The sequence below is a fragment of the Afipia sp. MLSD5-FHT05B12 genome (assembly GCF_058793355.1).
In genome coordinates, this window is record NZ_JBXAFS010000003.1 from 24754 (window position 1) to 40758 (window position 16005).

Annotated in this window: 17 protein-coding genes and 1 tRNA gene; 7 read left to right on the top strand and 11 right to left on the bottom strand. The window is 61.8% G+C overall.

Features of this window, described 5'->3' with window-relative positions:
* The first annotated feature begins 108 nt into the window (after nucleotides 1-108).
* Nucleotides 109-999 carry an alpha/beta fold hydrolase gene (locus tag AC1Q6J_RS04720; RefSeq protein WP_492278190.1) on the top strand — a complete coding sequence of 297 codons (891 nt, stop codon included), beginning with the start codon at nucleotides 109-111 and terminating at the stop codon, nucleotides 997-999.
* A 66-nt stretch (nucleotides 1000-1065) separates the two neighbouring features.
* Nucleotides 1066-1452, top strand: coding sequence for an endonuclease domain-containing protein (locus AC1Q6J_RS04725; protein WP_492278191.1), 387 nt, complete (start codon nucleotides 1066-1068; stop codon nucleotides 1450-1452).
* A gap of 74 nt (nucleotides 1453-1526) precedes the next feature.
* On the opposite strand, the gene AC1Q6J_RS04730 is transcribed toward AC1Q6J_RS04725, so the two are convergent.
* Nucleotides 1527-3035 carry a porin gene (locus AC1Q6J_RS04730; protein ID WP_492278192.1) on the bottom strand — a complete coding sequence of 503 codons (1509 nt, stop codon included), beginning with the start codon at nucleotides 3033-3035 and terminating at the stop codon, nucleotides 1527-1529.
* Between the two features lie 693 nt (nucleotides 3036-3728).
* On the opposite strand from AC1Q6J_RS04730, the gene AC1Q6J_RS04735 reads away from it, so the two are divergent.
* Both AC1Q6J_RS04735 and AC1Q6J_RS04740 read left to right on the top strand, forming a co-directional pair.
* Nucleotides 3729-3820, top strand: a tRNA-Ser gene (locus tag AC1Q6J_RS04735).
* 85 nt (nucleotides 3821-3905) lie between these two features.
* Nucleotides 3906-4148 (top strand): GIY-YIG nuclease family protein, encoded by a 243-nt coding sequence (locus tag AC1Q6J_RS04740; RefSeq protein ID WP_492278193.1) that lies wholly within the window; start codon nucleotides 3906-3908, stop codon nucleotides 4146-4148.
* A gap of 78 nt (nucleotides 4149-4226) precedes the next feature.
* Here the strand turns inward: AC1Q6J_RS04740 and AC1Q6J_RS04745 are convergent, their stop codons facing one another.
* From AC1Q6J_RS04745 to AC1Q6J_RS04785, 9 genes are all read right to left on the bottom strand, one after another.
* Nucleotides 4227-4493 (bottom strand): SEL1-like repeat protein, encoded by a 267-nt coding sequence (locus tag AC1Q6J_RS04745; RefSeq protein ID WP_492278194.1) that lies wholly within the window; start codon nucleotides 4491-4493, stop codon nucleotides 4227-4229.
* 1506 nt (nucleotides 4494-5999) lie between these two features.
* On the bottom strand, nucleotides 6000-7484 hold the full coding sequence (gene gatB / locus AC1Q6J_RS04750) for an Asp-tRNA(Asn)/Glu-tRNA(Gln) amidotransferase subunit GatB (protein WP_492278195.1): 1485 nt from the start codon (nucleotides 7482-7484) through the stop codon (nucleotides 6000-6002).
* 48 nt (nucleotides 7485-7532) lie between these two features.
* Complete coding sequence (locus AC1Q6J_RS04755) at nucleotides 7533-8918, bottom strand: patatin-like phospholipase family protein (RefSeq protein ID WP_492278196.1); 1386 nt, start codon at nucleotides 8916-8918, stop codon at nucleotides 7533-7535.
* Nucleotides 8919-9048: 130 nt separating this feature from the next.
* Nucleotides 9049-9363 (bottom strand): chorismate mutase, encoded by a 315-nt coding sequence (locus AC1Q6J_RS04760; RefSeq protein WP_492278197.1) that lies wholly within the window; start codon nucleotides 9361-9363, stop codon nucleotides 9049-9051.
* The gene (gene gatA, locus AC1Q6J_RS04765; RefSeq protein ID WP_492278198.1) at nucleotides 9363-10841 is read right to left on the bottom strand and encodes an Asp-tRNA(Asn)/Glu-tRNA(Gln) amidotransferase subunit GatA; all 1479 of its coding nucleotides are present in this window, start codon (nucleotides 10839-10841) and stop codon (nucleotides 9363-9365) included. The genes AC1Q6J_RS04760 and gatA overlap by 1 nt, the downstream gene beginning before the upstream one ends.
* Nucleotides 10842-11030: a hypothetical protein gene (locus tag AC1Q6J_RS04770; RefSeq protein ID WP_492278199.1), complete on the bottom strand. Its 189-nt coding sequence runs from the start codon at nucleotides 11028-11030 to the stop codon at nucleotides 10842-10844.
* A 15-nt stretch (nucleotides 11031-11045) separates the two neighbouring features.
* On the bottom strand, nucleotides 11046-11333 hold the full coding sequence (gene gatC, locus AC1Q6J_RS04775) for an Asp-tRNA(Asn)/Glu-tRNA(Gln) amidotransferase subunit GatC (RefSeq protein ID WP_492278200.1): 288 nt from the start codon (nucleotides 11331-11333) through the stop codon (nucleotides 11046-11048).
* Nucleotides 11334-11458: 125 nt separating this feature from the next.
* Nucleotides 11459-12034 (bottom strand): carboxymuconolactone decarboxylase family protein, encoded by a 576-nt coding sequence (locus tag AC1Q6J_RS04780; RefSeq protein WP_492278201.1) that lies wholly within the window; start codon nucleotides 12032-12034, stop codon nucleotides 11459-11461.
* An 18-nt stretch (nucleotides 12035-12052) separates the two neighbouring features.
* Entirely contained in the window at nucleotides 12053-13231 is a 1179-nt protein-coding gene (locus AC1Q6J_RS04785) for a YbfB/YjiJ family MFS transporter (RefSeq protein ID WP_492278202.1), read from the bottom strand.
* A gap of 177 nt (nucleotides 13232-13408) precedes the next feature.
* On the opposite strand from AC1Q6J_RS04785, the gene AC1Q6J_RS04790 reads away from it, so the two are divergent.
* Nucleotides 13409-14299, top strand: a complete 891-nt coding sequence (locus AC1Q6J_RS04790; protein ID WP_492278203.1) for a LysR family transcriptional regulator — start codon at nucleotides 13409-13411, stop codon at nucleotides 14297-14299.
* Here the strand turns inward: AC1Q6J_RS04790 and AC1Q6J_RS04795 are convergent.
* On the bottom strand, nucleotides 14296-14529 hold the full coding sequence (locus AC1Q6J_RS04795; protein WP_492278204.1) for a hypothetical protein: 234 nt from the start codon (nucleotides 14527-14529) through the stop codon (nucleotides 14296-14298). The genes AC1Q6J_RS04790 and AC1Q6J_RS04795 overlap by 4 nt on opposite strands.
* A gap of 54 nt (nucleotides 14530-14583) precedes the next feature.
* Between AC1Q6J_RS04795 and ruvX the strand changes: the two genes are divergently transcribed.
* Together ruvX and AC1Q6J_RS04805 are read left to right on the top strand one after the other, a co-directional pair.
* Nucleotides 14584-15075, top strand: coding sequence for a Holliday junction resolvase RuvX (gene ruvX, locus AC1Q6J_RS04800; RefSeq protein WP_492278205.1), 492 nt, complete (start codon nucleotides 14584-14586; stop codon nucleotides 15073-15075).
* Between the two features lie 3 nt (nucleotides 15076-15078).
* A complete protein-coding gene (locus tag AC1Q6J_RS04805) occupies nucleotides 15079-16005 on the top strand; it encodes an AEC family transporter (protein WP_492278206.1) in 927 nt (308 codons plus the stop codon).

The window sequence follows — 16005 nt, forward strand, 5'->3', positions numbered from 1 at the left end:
TCGTTCGCATCCTTCGAGGCTCGCGCGCTACGCGCGGCTCGCACCTCAGGATGACGTTATCTTCCCTCGCTATCAGGCCCCCTCTCCAACAGCAAAGCAACAGCCAGAATGTCCCAATCATTCCGCGACGTCTACTGCCAGTCAGCCGACGGGCTGAAACTCCATGCCAAGATCATCGGCCCCGACAACAGCACTTTGCTGCCGGTGCTTTGCCTGCCCGGCCTGACGCGAACCTCCGACGATTTCGACGACATCGCCCGTGCGATTGCCAGCAATCCAGCCGCCCCCCGCAAGGTCGTGGCCGTGGATTATCGCGGGCGCGGCCTGTCGGATTACGACCCTGATCCCGCGAAATACGCCGTCCCCAATGAGCTGGGCGACGTGCTGGCGATCGCTGCGTCACAGGGAATCGCGCGCGCTATTCTGCTCGGCACATCGCGTGGCGGCCTGATCTCGATGGCGCTGGCGGCGGCACAGCCGCAACTGCTGGCCGGCGTGATCCTGAACGATATCGGCCCGGCGCTGGAGATGGAGGGCCTGATGAAGATCAAGGGCTATATCGCCAACCCGCCCCCGCGAGAGACTTGGGACGACGCCGCGCGCGGGCTGAAGGAATTGTTCGGAAGCGTGTTCCCCTCGCTCAACGGCGCCGGATGGATGGCGTGGGCGCATCGGGCATTCCGGGAGAAAGCTGGCGGCGGATTGGAGCGGACCTACGATCTGAAGCTCTCGCATGCGCTGGACGGTCTCGATCCGGCGAATCCACTGCCGCAAGTCTGGGAGCTGTTCGACAAACTCGCTGGCGTCCCGCTGATGCTGATCCATGGCGGACTGTCGGATCTGCTATCGGCGCAAGGCGTGCAGGACATGGTCGCTCGGCGGCCTGATATCGATCTCGTCAAGGTCGCCGATCAGGGCCACGCGCCGCTGCTGGCCGACAGACCCACCATGGACCGTATCATCGCGTTCTGCGCGCGGTGTGATGGGGCGGGTAGCTAGGCGGGCTCTTATCCCTCCCCTTAATGGGGAGGGTGGCTGGCCGCTGGCCAGCCGGGTGGGGTGATCGTGCCGAACGAGAATGCCCGTTCGCTTCGAAAGCAACTTACGCTTCAGGAAGTGAAGTTGTGGGTGCGCCTGCGCGAATTGAAAAGCCTCGGCTTTCATTTCCGAAGGCAGGCACCTATTGGCAAATACATTGTTGATTTTGTCTCCTTCCGTAATCGCATCGTTATCGAGGCTGACGGCGGCCAGCACGGACTGCAAAGAGACCAGAATTCCGACCGGATTCGCGATGCGTTTCTCGCATCTCAAGGATTCACGGTTCTGCGGTTCTGGAATTCAGAGATCGACCGCAATCCCGATGGCGTCATGGAAAGAATTGTCGAGGTCTTGAAGACCCCCACCCCCACCGGCTTGCAGCCGGTCGACCCTCCCCACAAGGGGGAGGGATAAGAAGAAAAACCCCCGGCAGTTTCCTGCCGGGGGTTCTTTTAGTTCAGGTAACAATCGCCGTCAGGCGGTTGTTATTACCAGGTGCGGCGAACGCGGAGGTTGCCGGACCAGATGCCCTGATCCTTGTAGTCGTACACGCCAGCCGGCTTGAACGTACCAGCAACGTTGGCAGCAGCCAGAGTGGCCGAGCCGCTGTTGGACTGGTCAAGGTAGGAGTACATGACTTCGCCCGAGAACGTCAGGTTACGAACCGGGGTCCATGCAGTACGGGTACCAACCTGCCAGATCTTGAAGTCAGGGTTACAGGTGTAACCGTTGGCCTTCGCACCGGTGTTGAGAGCCTGAACACCGCAGATCGCAGCAGAAGCGGTGCCGTTGTAGTCGATCGCGGTGTAGCTGCCGAACACGCTGGTTTCCCAATTCGGGGTCCAGTTGTGGACGTAAGCGCCGCGGAAGCCCCAGCCGTTGGTCTTCTGGATGCTGCCACCGGTGGAGTACACACCGTCGAACAGCGACAGAACAGCCATGCTCTGGTAGCTGCCAGCGAAGTTCGTATCACCGCTGAACTTGTCGAAGTTGTTGCCGGTCACGCCGCTGATCAGGTACTTCGTCGCGCCAGTAGCCCAAGTACCGTCCAACGACAGCTTGTCGCCGGGGCCGGTCGGGAGGTTCTTCAGCTGAATGCCAACCGAAACCGCACCACCCCATTCATCCGACGGATGACCGTTCGGCTCAACCGGAGCTGCGCCCGCCGGGCCAGCATAGTAGTTGGCGTGAACGTTGTGCAGAGCGCCCGACAGCTGAGCGGTGAACGCAGCCTGGTCGATCTTCACGTTGCCAACGATGTCAGGCGAAACGTTGCCGCCGTAGGAGTTGGTGTAAACGCCGGTCAAAGCAGCCGGACCAACTGCTGCGTTCGCAGCCAGGCTGGCGTTCAGGAGCTGAGCGCGGTTGATGACGCGGTTGTCTTCAACGCCGATCTGAGCCGACACGCCGTTGCCGAACTGCCACGTGTAAGCAACCTGGGTGATGCCAGTTGCGTTGTCGTAGCCGCCGAGCAGGAACGAGGTGTTGTTGTTGGCGCCGTAAGCACCCCACGGAGTCTGGAAGCCAGAGACCGCCTTACCGAAGGTGAAGCCGGCGAACTGGATGAAGCCGTAGTCGGTCGTCAGGTTGCCCGACGACGGGCCGAAGCCGGTCGAATGTTCGAAGTTGCTCGACCAGTAGGTACGAACAACGCCGTATTCGGTGGCGGTACGGGTGTCGAGGTTCAGCTGAACGCGCGAGCGGGTGGTGAAGTAGTCGCTGTCGCGGCTGCCGGTACCGTTGGCGCGGAACCCGCCTTCGTCCCAAGCTGGCTTGCCGTAGTTGCCGGCGTTGATGTTCGCGTCAACCTGGACGTAGCCGCCCAGCTTGATGCAGGTGTCGGTGCCGGGAATGTAGTAGAAACCGGCGCCGTAAAGGGAGCAGATCTTCACGTACTGAACGGCTTTCGCCTTGACGGGAAGATCGGCTGCCTGTGCTCCAGCGGACGCTGCGATAACCGCAGCCGATCCGAGGATAAGGCTCTTAATGGTGCTCATAAAACCTCCAAGTTTTGCTCTCTAGGGAAGGTTCCAGGCCGGTGGTGTAAGTCACACCACGTGGTAGGTTCCCTTGATCCCCGCTAACCGCCCGGTCGCCTCGCGCCTTCGGACACTCCCGCATGAACGCGAGCGACTTAAGCGAAACTCCCAAACGGGACGACCTCGGGATGCCCCCCTCCGTCGCTTCGATGACCATTGCCCAACAGTCGTAATCACGCAACAAAGGACCGCCTTGAAACGGTGCTGTTCCGGCCGTTTTTAGGGAGGTGTTGCACAAATGGCACGCAAAAATCCGAGTGGAACCGCCACAAGTATTTGATAATTCTATTTTTTTACGATTGACCCAAAATGTTCCGCCGGGGGCCCTATGTGGCAGCGCAAACGGCCTCAACGCTCCCCGAGGCTGTGAACTGGTCGAATCGCAGGCACAAGAAACAGGCTGTGCTGCCCGCCCCTGCACACTCCCGAATCCAGCAAAACAGACCGCTTTTACGCCTGTGTTCCCGGTGCTGGGGGCTATTGCGGCGGTTTGGAGGACCCTGGACAACTTCAGGCAACGAGCTGCCGCAAATTGAAGACATTATAAGGTCAATATGAAGAGCTGGCCGGATGAGTCTGATTAACAGCCAAATACAGGAAAAGTCCGCAGCGACTTGCGGCGCGTGACCGCGTAAGGCATATCCAGCCTGTGGAGACGTGGCCGAGCGGCTGAAGGCACTCGTTTGCTAAATGAGCATACCTTGAAAAGGGTATCGAGGGTTCGAATCCCTCCGTCTCCGCCATCCTGCTTCGCGCTACGCGCTTCGCAGGACCGGCGGGACGAAGCAGGATGCCCTCCGAAGCCTCGGCGAAGGAGGGCCAAGTTCCGTGTGGTACGTCTATCTGCTCGAGAGCGATACCGCCGAAAATCAGCGCTATGTCGGCGTAACCTCAGATTTGAAACGGCGCATAGCCGAACACAATGCTGGAAAATCTACGCATACATCGAAGTTCATGCCTTGGCGGATCGCGACCTACGTAGCTTTCTCGGATAAAGCCAAGGCGATTTCATTTGAGCGGTATCTCAAATCCGGCTCGGGGCACGCCTTCGCTAACAAGCGCCTATGGTAGGGATCGTATCACGCAGACGCGCGCTTACTTTTGCGAAGCAGTGCGCTCGGCGGGTCATAACCTGGCGTCAAGCCTGCCTTAGTGCGTCGCCATCCATGCCCGCGCTTCGCGCTGGGCGGCTGCGATCTCGACGTCCGACATCAAGCCGGCGATTTCCCGGCGCAGCGAAATGGCATCGACCCGCCCCTTGAGTGCGGCGAGGTTGAACCATTTGTGCGCGGCGACCAGATCGATCAGGCCATTGCGGCCGGTCGAATAGATCATGCCGAGGTCGAACAGCACGTCGCCGTTCGCGGTGGCTTCGACCGGCATTGCGCTGCCGGTATCAATCGTTCCCTGAAACATCCTGGCTCTCCCGATTCCTCGCCGCGCGGTGGCGGCTGCCAATCCCCTGCCGCTGCGAGCGCGGCTCCTGTCTTCCGTTCGACGCGACCGTTATTTTTGTTGGCGCGTATTCCGCAAAACCGGTTTGCCAATTCTGCGGAATACGCGTTCGCCGTTTGCCGGCTTGTTGGGATCATATGACCCGTAAAATTTGAATGGCAGTTTAAGCATCGCGATGAATCGAACGTGAACGCCGTATCAAGGCGCGACGTATCGAATTGCGAGAAACTCGCTGTTTGCAGGGATTTTCCGATGATCGTGAAAATCGATTCACCATCGTACTTGGCGAAGCGATAACCACGGCATGAGCTGGCTTCGCGCAAGCGGCGCCTCACCGATCATGAATCGGCGAACGCAGGACTCCGTCCGTGAAGACGTGTCCCCTCGCCGGGGATGCCGTTCGCGAATGCGGACATTCACCGGCGCACCGGGATTTCAATCAGCACTGGTTTGGAGAACTTCGGATGACCGCCGCCGTGTACGCCGAACCGGCAGGTACGCAGGGGTCAAAAAAACGAGGGCGTCGGTGAACACGCCAGGACTGAGATTTCGCCAGCGTCGTCTTGCCGGGAAACTGCGGGGTCATCCCCCGCAACGAACGAAGAGCTCTTGAACTCTTCTGCCTGACCGGTTGGCCGGGCCGTCTCGCCTGATGTCTCGCCGACACCCTCTTTCGTCGACCGGAGCCGCCGGTTCAAATCCGCTTTCGCGAACAGAATGGTCTGGCGGCTCTTGTGACGGTGCCGGCATCACGTGCCGACAATTCCATAAGGCGTAGCCTTACTTCTTCTTCTTGGCGACCTTGCGGGTCTTCTTGGCAGTCTTCTTCACTGCCGACTTCGCCTTCTTCGCCTTCTTCGCTTTCTTGGCCATGTTGCCCTCCTAAGTTAGTGAGATGGCTTAATCGCTGTGTGCATTCGGGAATCGAAATGCACTTCATCTGGATTACACCAACGCGTTCAAAAAAACAGTGTCCCGCTTAAGGAAGTGTTTACGCACAAGGCGCGCCGCGCGCTGCAAACACGAAACGGAAGCATCGCAACGCATCCGCGCAACGATCCATCGCGCGCAAGAAACACTCGGGAGATACAACATCGCGTGTCAAAGAAACGGCTGTGCCGCAGCCACTTCTTACATCACAACACAGCACGCATCGTAACGCCTGTAAAACCGCGCATAACTCCGCATCTGTCAAAAAACACGTTTCGCGGACTCTGAGTCGCGTTTTTTGGCAACAAAAATATTTTCTGGAAAATTTGGTTTTGGCGCGATCATCGCTCGCGCCGGAGAACTTTTCCGGACTTTTTGCGAATCTGATTCGCAAATCGATTCCGCCTCGTGACGCGCTTTCGTTGTCCGCGCGGTGACGCCGCGCGCTCATCATCGCATCGAAAAACAGAAACGAGATGACCGCAGGACGCGCGGAAGCGACGCCGCGCGCGCGTCGCATCCTCCCGTTAACGATGTTCAGATGCCGAGCTTGGCCTTCAGCAGGTCGTTCACTGCCTGCGGGTTCACCTTGCCGCCCGATGACTTCATCACCTGGCCGACGAACCAGCCCATGAGCTGAGGTTTGGCGCGCGCCTGTTCGGCCTTGTCGGGATTGGCGGCGATGATGTCGTCCACCACCTTCTCGATGGCTCCGAGATCCGTCACCTGCTTCATGCCGAGGCTGTCGACCAGCGCTTTCGGATCGCCGCCCTTGGTCCAGACGATCTCGAACAGGTCCTTCGCGATCTTTCCGGAGATGGTTCCTTCTCCGATCAGATCGATGATCGCGGCCATCTGCTCCGCCGACACCGGCGACGAGGCAATATCCTGCCCTTCCTTGTTGAGACGGCCGAACAATTCGTTGATGACCCAGTTCGCGGCCAGTTTGCCGTCGCGCGCCTTGTCGGCAAGCCTCAAAAGCACCGCCTCATAGAAGTCCGCGCTCTCGCGCTCGGCGACCAGAACACCCGCGTCGTATGGCGTCAGGCCGACCTCGGCGATGAAACGCTCACGTTTCTCATCCGGCAGTTCCGGCAGCTTCGATTTCAGCGCCTCCACGTAGTCCGCGGTGAACTCCAGCGGCAGCAGATCGGGGTCCGGGAAGTAGCGATAGTCGTGCGCCTCTTCCTTGGAGCGCATCGAGCGGGTCTCGCCCTTGTTCGGATCGTACAGCCGGGTTTCCTGATCGATGGTGCCGCCGTCTTCCAGAATTCCGATCTGGCGGCGCGCCTCGTAGTGGATCGCCTGCCCGATGAAGCGGATCGAGTTCATGTTCTTGATCTCGCAGCGGGTGCCGAGCGCCTCGCCGGGCCGTCGCACCGAGACGTTGACGTCCGCGCGCAGGTTGCCCTTCTCCATGTCGCCGTCGCAGGTGCCGAGATAGCGCAGGATCGAGCGCAGCTTGGCGACATAGCCTTGCGCTTCCTCCGCCGAGCGGATGTCAGGCTTCGAGACGATCTCCATCAGGGCAACGCCTGAACGGTTGAGATCGACAAAAGACATGGTCGGATGCTGGTCGTGCAGCGATTTGCCGGCGTCCTGCTCCAGATGCAGCCGCTCGATGCCGACGGTCACGCTCTCCCCGCCGGGAAGATCGACGACCACGGCACCTTCGCCGACGATCGGCGACTTGAACTGGCTGATTTGATAGCCCTGCGGCAGGTCCGGGTAGAAATAGTTCTTCCGGTCGAAGGTCGATTTCAGATTGATCTGCGCCTTGAGGCCCAGCCCGGTGCGCACCGCCTGCGCCACGCACTCCTCATTGATGACAGGCAGCATGCCGGGCATCGCCGCATCCACCAGCGAGACGTGATCGTTCGGCGCGCCGCCGAATTCGGTCGAAGCGCCGGAGAACAGCTTCGAGTTCGAGGTCACCTGGGCATGGACTTCCAGACCGATGACCATTTCCCAGTCACCGGTGGCGCCCTTGATGAGTTTTGACGATTTGACGGGTGCGTTCATGGGGCGCCTTTTACCTTGATGGCGCGGGTGAGAAAACCCCGAATCAGATCACAGGTTCGCCGCGAAACTGCGGAAAACCGGGCTCGCCCGCAGTGCGTCGCGGCCGGCTTCAATGACGCTGTCGACCTGCTCGGGCGGCAGGTGGAAGCGCGTGGGGACCCGTTCAAGCTCTGCCGCACGCGCCTGATCGAGTTGATCGAAGCCGATACGGCCGACATAGAATTTGAGATCGCGGCAATTCCAGCCCGGGCCCGCGCCGTATCGCACCCTGTCGGCGGCGGACAATCCGCAACGCCATCTGACCAGCGAGCCCTGCCAGTCCGTCATGGTCGCGTTGAATGCGGTGAAGCTGCCGGCGACGCTGGCATCGATGGCGGTGTCTGCCGCAGCCTTGACGAGATCCGCCCCGGTTGGCCCCTCGACGGTATTGATCCAGTTGCCGGACAAACCCGTCTTGGCATCGACCACCAGAATCAGCGCGCGCCGCAGCTTCACCGCCTGTCGCGGGCTGAGCGGTCCATACGGCGTATCCGACGACAGCCGCGCGATGGTGAAACCGGCCAAGCCATAGTTATCGACGAGACCGCCGTCGAGCAGCTTGATGTAAGGCATCGAGCCATCGTGATAGCGGCTGATCGCCCTGGCGAACGAGTTCAGCATCGGAGGCGCGTTGGTATTGTCCCGCGCGCGCGCGATCCATGGCGGCAGCCGATCGTTGCACTTTCCGGGGAACGTCTGGATCACCACCGGCGCGAACGCCACGGGGACCGCCGCCGAAGCCGCAACCGCGTTCGCCAGCGGATATTCGGACAGGTTGCTGCACATCGCGCCGAATGCCACCGAACCGAACACGAATGGCGTCCTGTTATAAATGTCGGAAGCGTTGATCCAGACCTGTGGCCGGCTCGTCAGGCCCAGATCGCGAAACGATGCGCCCTGAAACAGATTGGCGTCGAGCCAGCGCGGAAACCCCGTGGAGTCGTTGATACCACCGGCAATGGCGCGCGAGAGCGTTGCGAGCGTAATATCAGTCTGTAGCCCCTCCTCAGCGTTGCGCAGGAGAAACCTCTCGCGAAAATCCGCAAGAGCAGCCCGTTTCCGCAAGCCGTAATAGGCCGCCGTGACCGAGCCGCCCGATACCCCGGAGATGAATTCGACCCGGTCGATCATCGGTCCCTGCGCGCCACGGATCGGGATGCGCTCCATTTCCTGCAACACGCCGAAGGAAAACGCGGCGGCGCGGGTACCGCCGCCTGAAAAGGACAGTCCAACGACGGTGTCCTCATAGCCCACCGTCTCGCCGAAGCCGATATTTCCTCTGTCGGTGAGATTGTCAGAGCCCGGCAGATTGACGGGCGCGTTCTGAATCGACGCGCAGCCCAGCAGCAAGCCGGACACGAACGCAACATTGGCGAGAGGACGCACCCAACGCATAATCACCGATCCCGCCAGCCGTTATCACCGCCGGCGGTTAATGAACACATACCGCCACCCGTCAGGCAATCGGCGGACAAAGTGGTGAATACAAGGCGGGCGGACATGGCCCCGCCGCAAGTCCTTCGCGTCAGGACTTCACTGACAGCGGGTTCCCTGCTCCGCCCAGATGCCAGTCCTCATAGGCGATCGACCAGTCGATCAGCCTGCGCCAGAGCGCCTCGGCAAGGTCGGGCGGCATCCCGGCGGCTTCCGCTTCCGCCCGGACATTGGCGACGACACCTTCGATCCGCTCTGGAATGGCGGCGGGAAGATTGTCACGCGCCTTTACGGCAATCACCTGGTCCAGGCATCTCACCCGTTCGGCAAGCAGCGCAACGATGTCGCGGTCGATCCGGTCGATGACGGCGCGCAGATCGGCAAGGCCTTCCTGCCCTGCCTGCATCAGGCCCACCACTTCTTTGCGGTGAAGCTTCCCGCTGACTGCTCGATCACCTCGCCAAGCGAGAACAGCGTCTCTTCATCGAACGGCCGGCCGATCAGTTGCAGGCCGAGCGGCAGCCCCTGCCCGTCCTTGCCCGCAGGCACGGCGATACCGGGCAATCCCGCCATGTTCACGGTCACCGTGAAGATGTCGTTCAGATACATCTCGATCGGATCGGCCTTGCCCTTCTCGCCGATACCGAATGCGGCGGACGGCGTCGCTGGCGTCAGGATGGCGTGAACGCCCTGCGCGAACACGTCCTCGAAATCCTTCTTGATCAGGGTACGGACCTTCTGCGCGCGCAGATAATATGCGTCGTAGTAGCCAGCCGAGAGCACATAGGTTCCGATCATGACGCGGCGGCGAACCTCCGGCCCGAAACCCGCGGCACGGGTATTCTCGTACATCTCGGCGATGTTCTTGCCGTTGACGCGCGCGCCGTAGCGCACACCATCGTACCGCGCGAGGTTGGATGATGCTTCAGCGGGCGCGACAACATAGTAAGCCGGCAGCGCGTACCTGGTGTGCGGCAGCGAGACCTCGACAAGCTCCGCGCCTGCGGCCTTCAGCCAGTCAGCCCCCTGCGCCCACAGCTTGTCGATCTCGCCGGACATGCCGTCGAGGCGATATTCCTTCGGAATACCGATCTTCATCCCCTTTACCGACTTGCCGACCGCGGCTTCATAGTCCGGCACCGGCCGATCGACCGACGTGGTGTCTTTCGGATCGTGACCGGCCATCGAGCGCATCAGGATCGCGGTGTCGCGCACCGTGCGCGCGAACGGCCCGGCCTGATCGAGCGACGAGGCGAACGCCACGATGCCCCAGCGCGAACAGCGCCCGTAGGTCGGCTTGATGCCGACAATGCCGGTGAACGCCGCCGGCTGACGGATCGAACCGCCGGTGTCGGTGCCGGTTGCGCCGAGACACAGATTGGCAGCCACCGCCGATGCCGAGCCGCCCGAGGAGCCGCCGGGAACGAGGTTGGTGTCCGAACCTTCGCGGCGCCACGGATTGATCACCGGCCCGAACGCCGAGGTCTCGTTGGACGAACCCATCGCGAACTCGTCGCAGTTGAGCTTGCCCAGCATCACCGCGCCGTCGCGCCAGAGCTGCGAGGTCACGGTGGATTCGTACTGGGGAATGAAATTGCCGAGAATCTTCGAGCATGCCGTGGCGCGCACGCCGTTGGTGGCGAACAGATCCTTGATCCCGAGCGGAATGCCCGCGAGCGGGCCCGCCTCGCCCTTGGCGATGGTCGCGTCAGCCGCGCGCGCCTGCCCGCGCGCCTGCTCCGGCGTCTCCAGCACATAGGCGTTGAGCACACGCGCCTTTTCCATCGCGGCCAGATACGCGTCGGTCAGTTCCAGAGCCGTGAAGGATTTCTGCGTCAGCCCCTCGCGGGCATCGGCGAGCGTCAGTGAAGTCAGGTCAGTCATTCATTCTTCAATCGGATCGCAGTGGAAAGGAGACTTGTTCTTTTTGGCTTGCGCCGCTTCGGCTTCGAGCATGTCGATCACCGCGTCGATGGCCTTGTCGGGATCGACATTCTTTCCCTGCCGTTCCATCTCGTCGAGATAGATCATGTAGGCCGCATAAGCCTTCTCGTCGCTGCACAACAGGCACATGGCGTTTGCCTCGGGTTATTCGACGACTTTGGGCACCAGGAAGAAGTGATCTTCAGTGGCGGGCGCATTGGCGAGGACCTTGTCCGGGATCTCGCCGTCGCTGACGACATCGGCGCGCTTCTTCATCTCCATCGGCGTAACGGAGGTCATCGGCTCGACGCCGTCGATGTTCACCTCGGACAGTTGCTCGACGAAGGCCAGCATCGCGTTGAGTTCCCCCTGGAGGTGGGAAACTTCCTCATCCTTCACGGCGATGCGCGCAAGATGCGCGATCCGGCGGACGGTGGCGGCATCGACTGACATATTCTGGAGACTCCGGACGGCGGCCCAATTCAGGCTGCCGTATAGAGCATTTTCCGGCAAAGTGGAATCCGGTTTAGGGGCAGAAATACGTCAATAAAACAAGCACCTTGCCCGGTCCCGCAGACCTACAGCGGCAGCGCCGGCAACGCAGCCACGCCGTCCTTCACCTCAGGCGGCGTGTGCGCGACGTTCAGCACCAGCGAAACGGTGATGAAATAGCCGATCAGGCCGGTGAGATCGATCACTCCCCGCTCGCCGAATCGCTTCACCGCGGCTGCATAGGTCGCGTCGCAGACGCCGTGGTGAGCCAGGAGTTCCTGCGTGAAGTCATAAACCAGAGCTTCGTCGGCATGCATGTCGCCGGGCCTGCGCCCGCAGCGCAACGCCTCGATGGTCTCCGCGCTGGTGCCTTCCTTCATGGCCAGGGGCACGTGCGTGAACCACTCGAACTGCTGGGTGCAGGCGCGCGACACCACACACATCGTGAATTCCGAAATCCGCGGCGGCAAGCTGCTGTCGAAACGGATGTACTCACCGACCCGCTGCAACCGGTCCATCAGCAGCGGACTGCGCAGCAAGGCAATGAACGGGCCTTTGACCGCCTTTCGCGGCCCCGCGATCAGAGCCTCCGCCGCCGTTTTCTGGACCGCGTCCATTTGCTCCAGCTTGAGGGGCGGCATGCGGTCGGGATGTTGATGCATCGATCTCTCCTGCGGATTTCAACCGTGATCGCCCGAGGCGCGTGCGCTCAGGCCGAGTGTAAAACTGCTTGCCGCCAGCGCAAACGCTGCAATCAAGCTGGGCCATGTCAAACCGCCGTGGAACAGGTTCACGGTCAAAGGTCCAATGATCTGCCCCAGCGCGAAGGCGGCGGTGTAGACGGCAATCAGCCGGGGCGCCTGCGCCCCGCCCAGACGCCGCGCTTCCTGGACGCCCGCCATGGTGATGATCATGAACGTGCCGCCGACGCATAGCGCCGAAAACAACAGGACATAGAGATTGACCGCCAGCACCGGCGCGATCATGCCGATGGCCAAGACCCATTGCCCGTAAGCCCAAAGCCGCCGCGGCGAAAGCGTTGGCAACAGTCGCGCGGCGAGCGCGGTCGATATCGCAGCCGCGGCCCCGAACACCGGCCAGACCCAGCTGAACACCGCAGGATTCGTGATCACCTCACGCGCCAGCGCCGGCAGGAAGGTCGCGGGAATGATGTAGCCGAAACCGAAAGCGCCATAACAAAGCGCGGCGAGCCATGCCTGACCAGACAACGGCGCATGCTTCGCTCCCACAGCAGCGGGAGCCTGCGCGGCGTCATTGGCGAGCCGGCGCCACAGCGTGAATGCGAACGCGGCAGCCGCCGCGCCAAGAACGATCCACGTCGGGCGCGATCCCCACGCCATCACGCCCGCGACGAGGCTTATCAAACCGGCAAAGCAGATTCCCACGCCGACGCCGGAGAATACTCGCCCCGACCATGTCGCCTTGCCGAGATGCGCCAAAATGGGCATCGCCCAGGCAGATACACCGACCAGCACGAAAGCGCTTGCCGCACCGGCAAGAAAACGCAACGCGAGCCACAACCAGAAATCGCTGGTCGCCGCCATGCCGAGCGTAAATACCGCAATCGACGTCAGGCCCCACTGGATCGCGCGCGCCGGCGCGGGCGGCGCGGAAATGCAGATCACCGCTCCGGCCAGATAGCCAACGTAGTTCGCGGTCGCGAGCCAGCCTCCCTGCACCAGGGTCAGGCCCGCGTCCTGCTGCATCAGCGGCAGCAATGGCGTGAAGGCGAAGCGACCGATCCCCATCGCCACCGCCAGACCGATCAGCCCGGTCCATACGGCGGTGACGGCCGTGGGTGGTGCGGAGAAAGCAGCGGGCGCAGCAGTGGACGACATGACGAACCTGATTGAAGTGATCTGCGAACAAACGGCGGGGGCCGATGGTCCCACGTGCCGCCGCTTGAATCCATTACCCAGAGGAGTACGCTGATTTCAAATTCCTGAATAATGAATAATTGAGAATAAGTTGTTCTCGATTCGGAAATATCGCCAAACGCTCCGGAGAACCGAACAATGAACTTCGCCGATTTGCAGATCTTCAAGACCGTTGTGGAGGAAGGCGGGATCGTCAAGGCGGCGCAGAAGCTGCACCGCGTCCCTTCCAACATCACCACGCGCATCAAGCACCTTGAGGCCGCGGTGGGCATCCCGCTGTTTCACCGCAACCGGCAGCGCCTGCACCTGTCGCCGAGCGGTGAATTGTTGCTGGGTTATGCCGCGCGGCTGATCGATCTTTCCGAAGAGGCGCGCCACGTCGTCTCCGGCAATGCGCCGCAAGGCCTGCTGAAACTGGGGTCGCTGGAGAGCACAACCGCCAGCCGCCTGCCCGCGGTACTCGCCGAGTTTCACCGCCGTTACCCCGACGTGCGCCTCGAACTCACCACCGGCACGAATGACACTCTGGTCAACGCGGTGACCGAACGGCGGCTCGATGCCGCCTTTATCGCCGAACCTCCGTCGTCGCGCACGCTCGCCCATCTGCCGGTGTTTCGCGAGCGATTGATGGTGATCTCCAGTCTCGACCACGAGCCGGTCAGGAATGCGCGCGATGCCGACGGACAGAGCCTGATTGCCTTCCCGGACGGCTGCGCCTATCGCCGCGTTCTCCAGCGTTGGCTCAGGCGCGACAGCCTGACCACCTCGCGGGTGCTGGAGCTGAGTTCGTATCATGCGATCGTCGCCTGCGTCGCCGCGGGCGCAGGGATTGCCCTGATGCCGGAGGCCGTGCTGGATGCCATGCCGCTGACGCGCGTGCGACGTAACCCGATTCCCCGCGCCCAAAGCGAGATCGTCACGCCGCTGATCTGGCGAAAGGGCGAAGTCTCGCCGCCGGTGCTGGCGCTGCGCACGCTCATGGCCTCGGTCGGCACAGCTACCAGGCGACGCGTCAAGCAGAATGCTTAAGCCGGTGCATCACGGGACGCCTGCCTGAGATGCCATCGCCGCAAGGCGACCACCGCCCAGATCGCCTCGACCAGGCCGAACGGCCACGCGCCTTGCAGAAATCCATAGGCCGAGCCCAGCGCACAGGCGACCGCGAATCCAAGGATGAACCAGTGGCTGCGGTCCTCCAGTGCATAACAGACCAGCATCGCCGTCACGGCGAACAACCCGAATAACGTCAACCCGTCCATCGCCTGTGCCTTTACCGCTTTGCAACGCTCGTACCTCGCGTGATAAGCGAAGCAATGCCTGCATCCATCCACCCGTTGATCGAGGCCGCTGCGCTCTGGCCTGCACGAGGAGCCCTGATCGGGCTCGACCTCGGCACCAAGACCATCGGCGTTGCCGTGTCGGACCCGGATCGCAAACTGGCGACCGGCATCGAGACCATTCAGCGCAAGACCTTTACCATCGACGCCGCGCGGCTGCTCAAGCTGTCCGCCGAGCGCAATGTCGTGGGCTTCATCCTGGGCCTGCCGATCAACATGGACGGCAGCGAAGGCCCGCGCGCGCAATCGACCCGCGCCTTCGCCCGGAATTTCGCGAAGCTCACGGAGCTCGCCATCGGCCTGTGGGACGAACGGCTGTCCACTGTCGCGGTCGAGCGCGAACTGATCGATATGGACATGAGCCGCGCCAAACGCGCCAAGGTGATCGACGAACACGCGGCGATCTTCATTCTTCAGGGTGCGCTGGACCGGCTCGCCACATTGCGCAAGACGTCCGGAGACCTTTGATCGATGCTAGTGATTGTTACGGCCATCGTGCCGATCTTCCTTTTGATCGTGATGGGTTTCGTCCTGCGCCGCCTTCTTCTGAAAGAAGAGTCCCATTGGGTCGGCACCGAGCAGCTCGTCTATTACGTGCTGTTCCCCGCGCTGCTCTTCCGAACCCTCAGCCGCGCGAAACTTTCGGAAGTACCGTTGTTCGGGGTCGGCGGTGCGCTGCTGATTGCCGTGCTGCTGATGGCAACGCTTTGCCTCGCATTGCGGCCCATCCTGATGAAGCGGCTCAGCGTCAGCGGACCTTCGTTCACCTCGATCTTCCAATGCTCCTGCCGCTGGCAAACCTATGTCGCGCTCGCGGTCGCCGGAAATCTGTATGGCGACATCGGGCTCACCCTTGCCTCCGTCGCGATGGTGGCGATGATTCCCATTCTGAACGTCCTGTCGGTCTGGGTTCTGGCGCACTACGCCGCGCCGACGCGGCTGTCATGGCCGCGGATTCTTCTTACCATCGCGCAGAATCCATTCATCTGGGCCTGCGCGCTCGGACTGGCCGCCAACCTGACCGGCCTGGCGTTTCCGAAATGGATCGATGAATTCATCGACGCGCTTGGCCGCTCGTCGCTCGCGCTGGGGCTGCTCGTCGTCGGCGCGGGACTCCAGCTCAGGGGCGTGCTGCGTCCCGACGCCCCCGCGATCCTGTCGTGTGTCCTGAAACTGATCGTCATGCCCGCCATGGCGATATCGCTCGGTCTGGCCTTCGGACTGTCGGGCGCGAACCTTGCGATCGTCGCCTGCTGCGCCTCGGTGCCGACCGCATCGAGTGCTTACGTTTTGGCGCGACAGATGGGAGGCGACGCGCCACTGGTCGCCGAGATCCTGACATTGCAGACGGCGTTCGCCGTCATCACCATGCCCGCCGCCATCGCGCTGGTGACATAA

Excerpts from the sequence above, each read along its gene's own strand:
- AC1Q6J_RS04720 (WP_492278190.1), top strand. The coding sequence starts at position 109 with ATGTCCCAATCATTCCGCGACGTCTACTGCCAGTCAGCCGACGGGCTG.
- AC1Q6J_RS04730 (WP_492278192.1), bottom strand. The coding sequence starts at position 3,035 with ATGAGCACCATTAAGAGCCTTATCCTCGGATCGGCTGCGGTTATCGCA.
- AC1Q6J_RS04745 (WP_492278194.1), bottom strand. The coding sequence starts at position 4,493 with ATGTTTCAGGGAACGATTGATACCGGCAGCGCAATGCCGGTCGAAGCC.
- gatB (WP_492278195.1), bottom strand. The coding sequence starts at position 7,484 with ATGAACGCACCCGTCAAATCGTCAAAACTCATCAAGGGCGCCACCGGT.
- AC1Q6J_RS04755 (WP_492278196.1), bottom strand. The coding sequence starts at position 8,918 with ATGCGTTGGGTGCGTCCTCTCGCCAATGTTGCGTTCGTGTCCGGCTTG.
- AC1Q6J_RS04760 (WP_492278197.1), bottom strand. The coding sequence starts at position 9,363 with ATGCAGGCAGGGCAGGAAGGCCTTGCCGATCTGCGCGCCGTCATCGAC.
- gatA (WP_492278198.1), bottom strand. The coding sequence starts at position 10,841 with ATGACTGACCTGACTTCACTGACGCTCGCCGATGCCCGCGAGGGGCTG.
- AC1Q6J_RS04770 (WP_492278199.1), bottom strand. The coding sequence starts at position 11,030 with ATGTGCCTGTTGTGCAGCGACGAGAAGGCTTATGCGGCCTACATGATC.
- gatC (WP_492278200.1), bottom strand. The coding sequence starts at position 11,333 with ATGTCAGTCGATGCCGCCACCGTCCGCCGGATCGCGCATCTTGCGCGC.
- AC1Q6J_RS04780 (WP_492278201.1), bottom strand. The coding sequence starts at position 12,034 with ATGCATCAACATCCCGACCGCATGCCGCCCCTCAAGCTGGAGCAAATG.
- AC1Q6J_RS04785 (WP_492278202.1), bottom strand. The coding sequence starts at position 13,231 with ATGTCGTCCACTGCTGCGCCCGCTGCTTTCTCCGCACCACCCACGGCC.
- AC1Q6J_RS04790 (WP_492278203.1), top strand. The coding sequence starts at position 13,409 with ATGAACTTCGCCGATTTGCAGATCTTCAAGACCGTTGTGGAGGAAGGC.
- AC1Q6J_RS04795 (WP_492278204.1), bottom strand. The coding sequence starts at position 14,529 with ATGGACGGGTTGACGTTATTCGGGTTGTTCGCCGTGACGGCGATGCTG.
- ruvX (WP_492278205.1), top strand. The coding sequence starts at position 14,584 with ATGCCTGCATCCATCCACCCGTTGATCGAGGCCGCTGCGCTCTGGCCT.
- AC1Q6J_RS04805 (WP_492278206.1), top strand. The coding sequence starts at position 15,079 with ATGCTAGTGATTGTTACGGCCATCGTGCCGATCTTCCTTTTGATCGTG.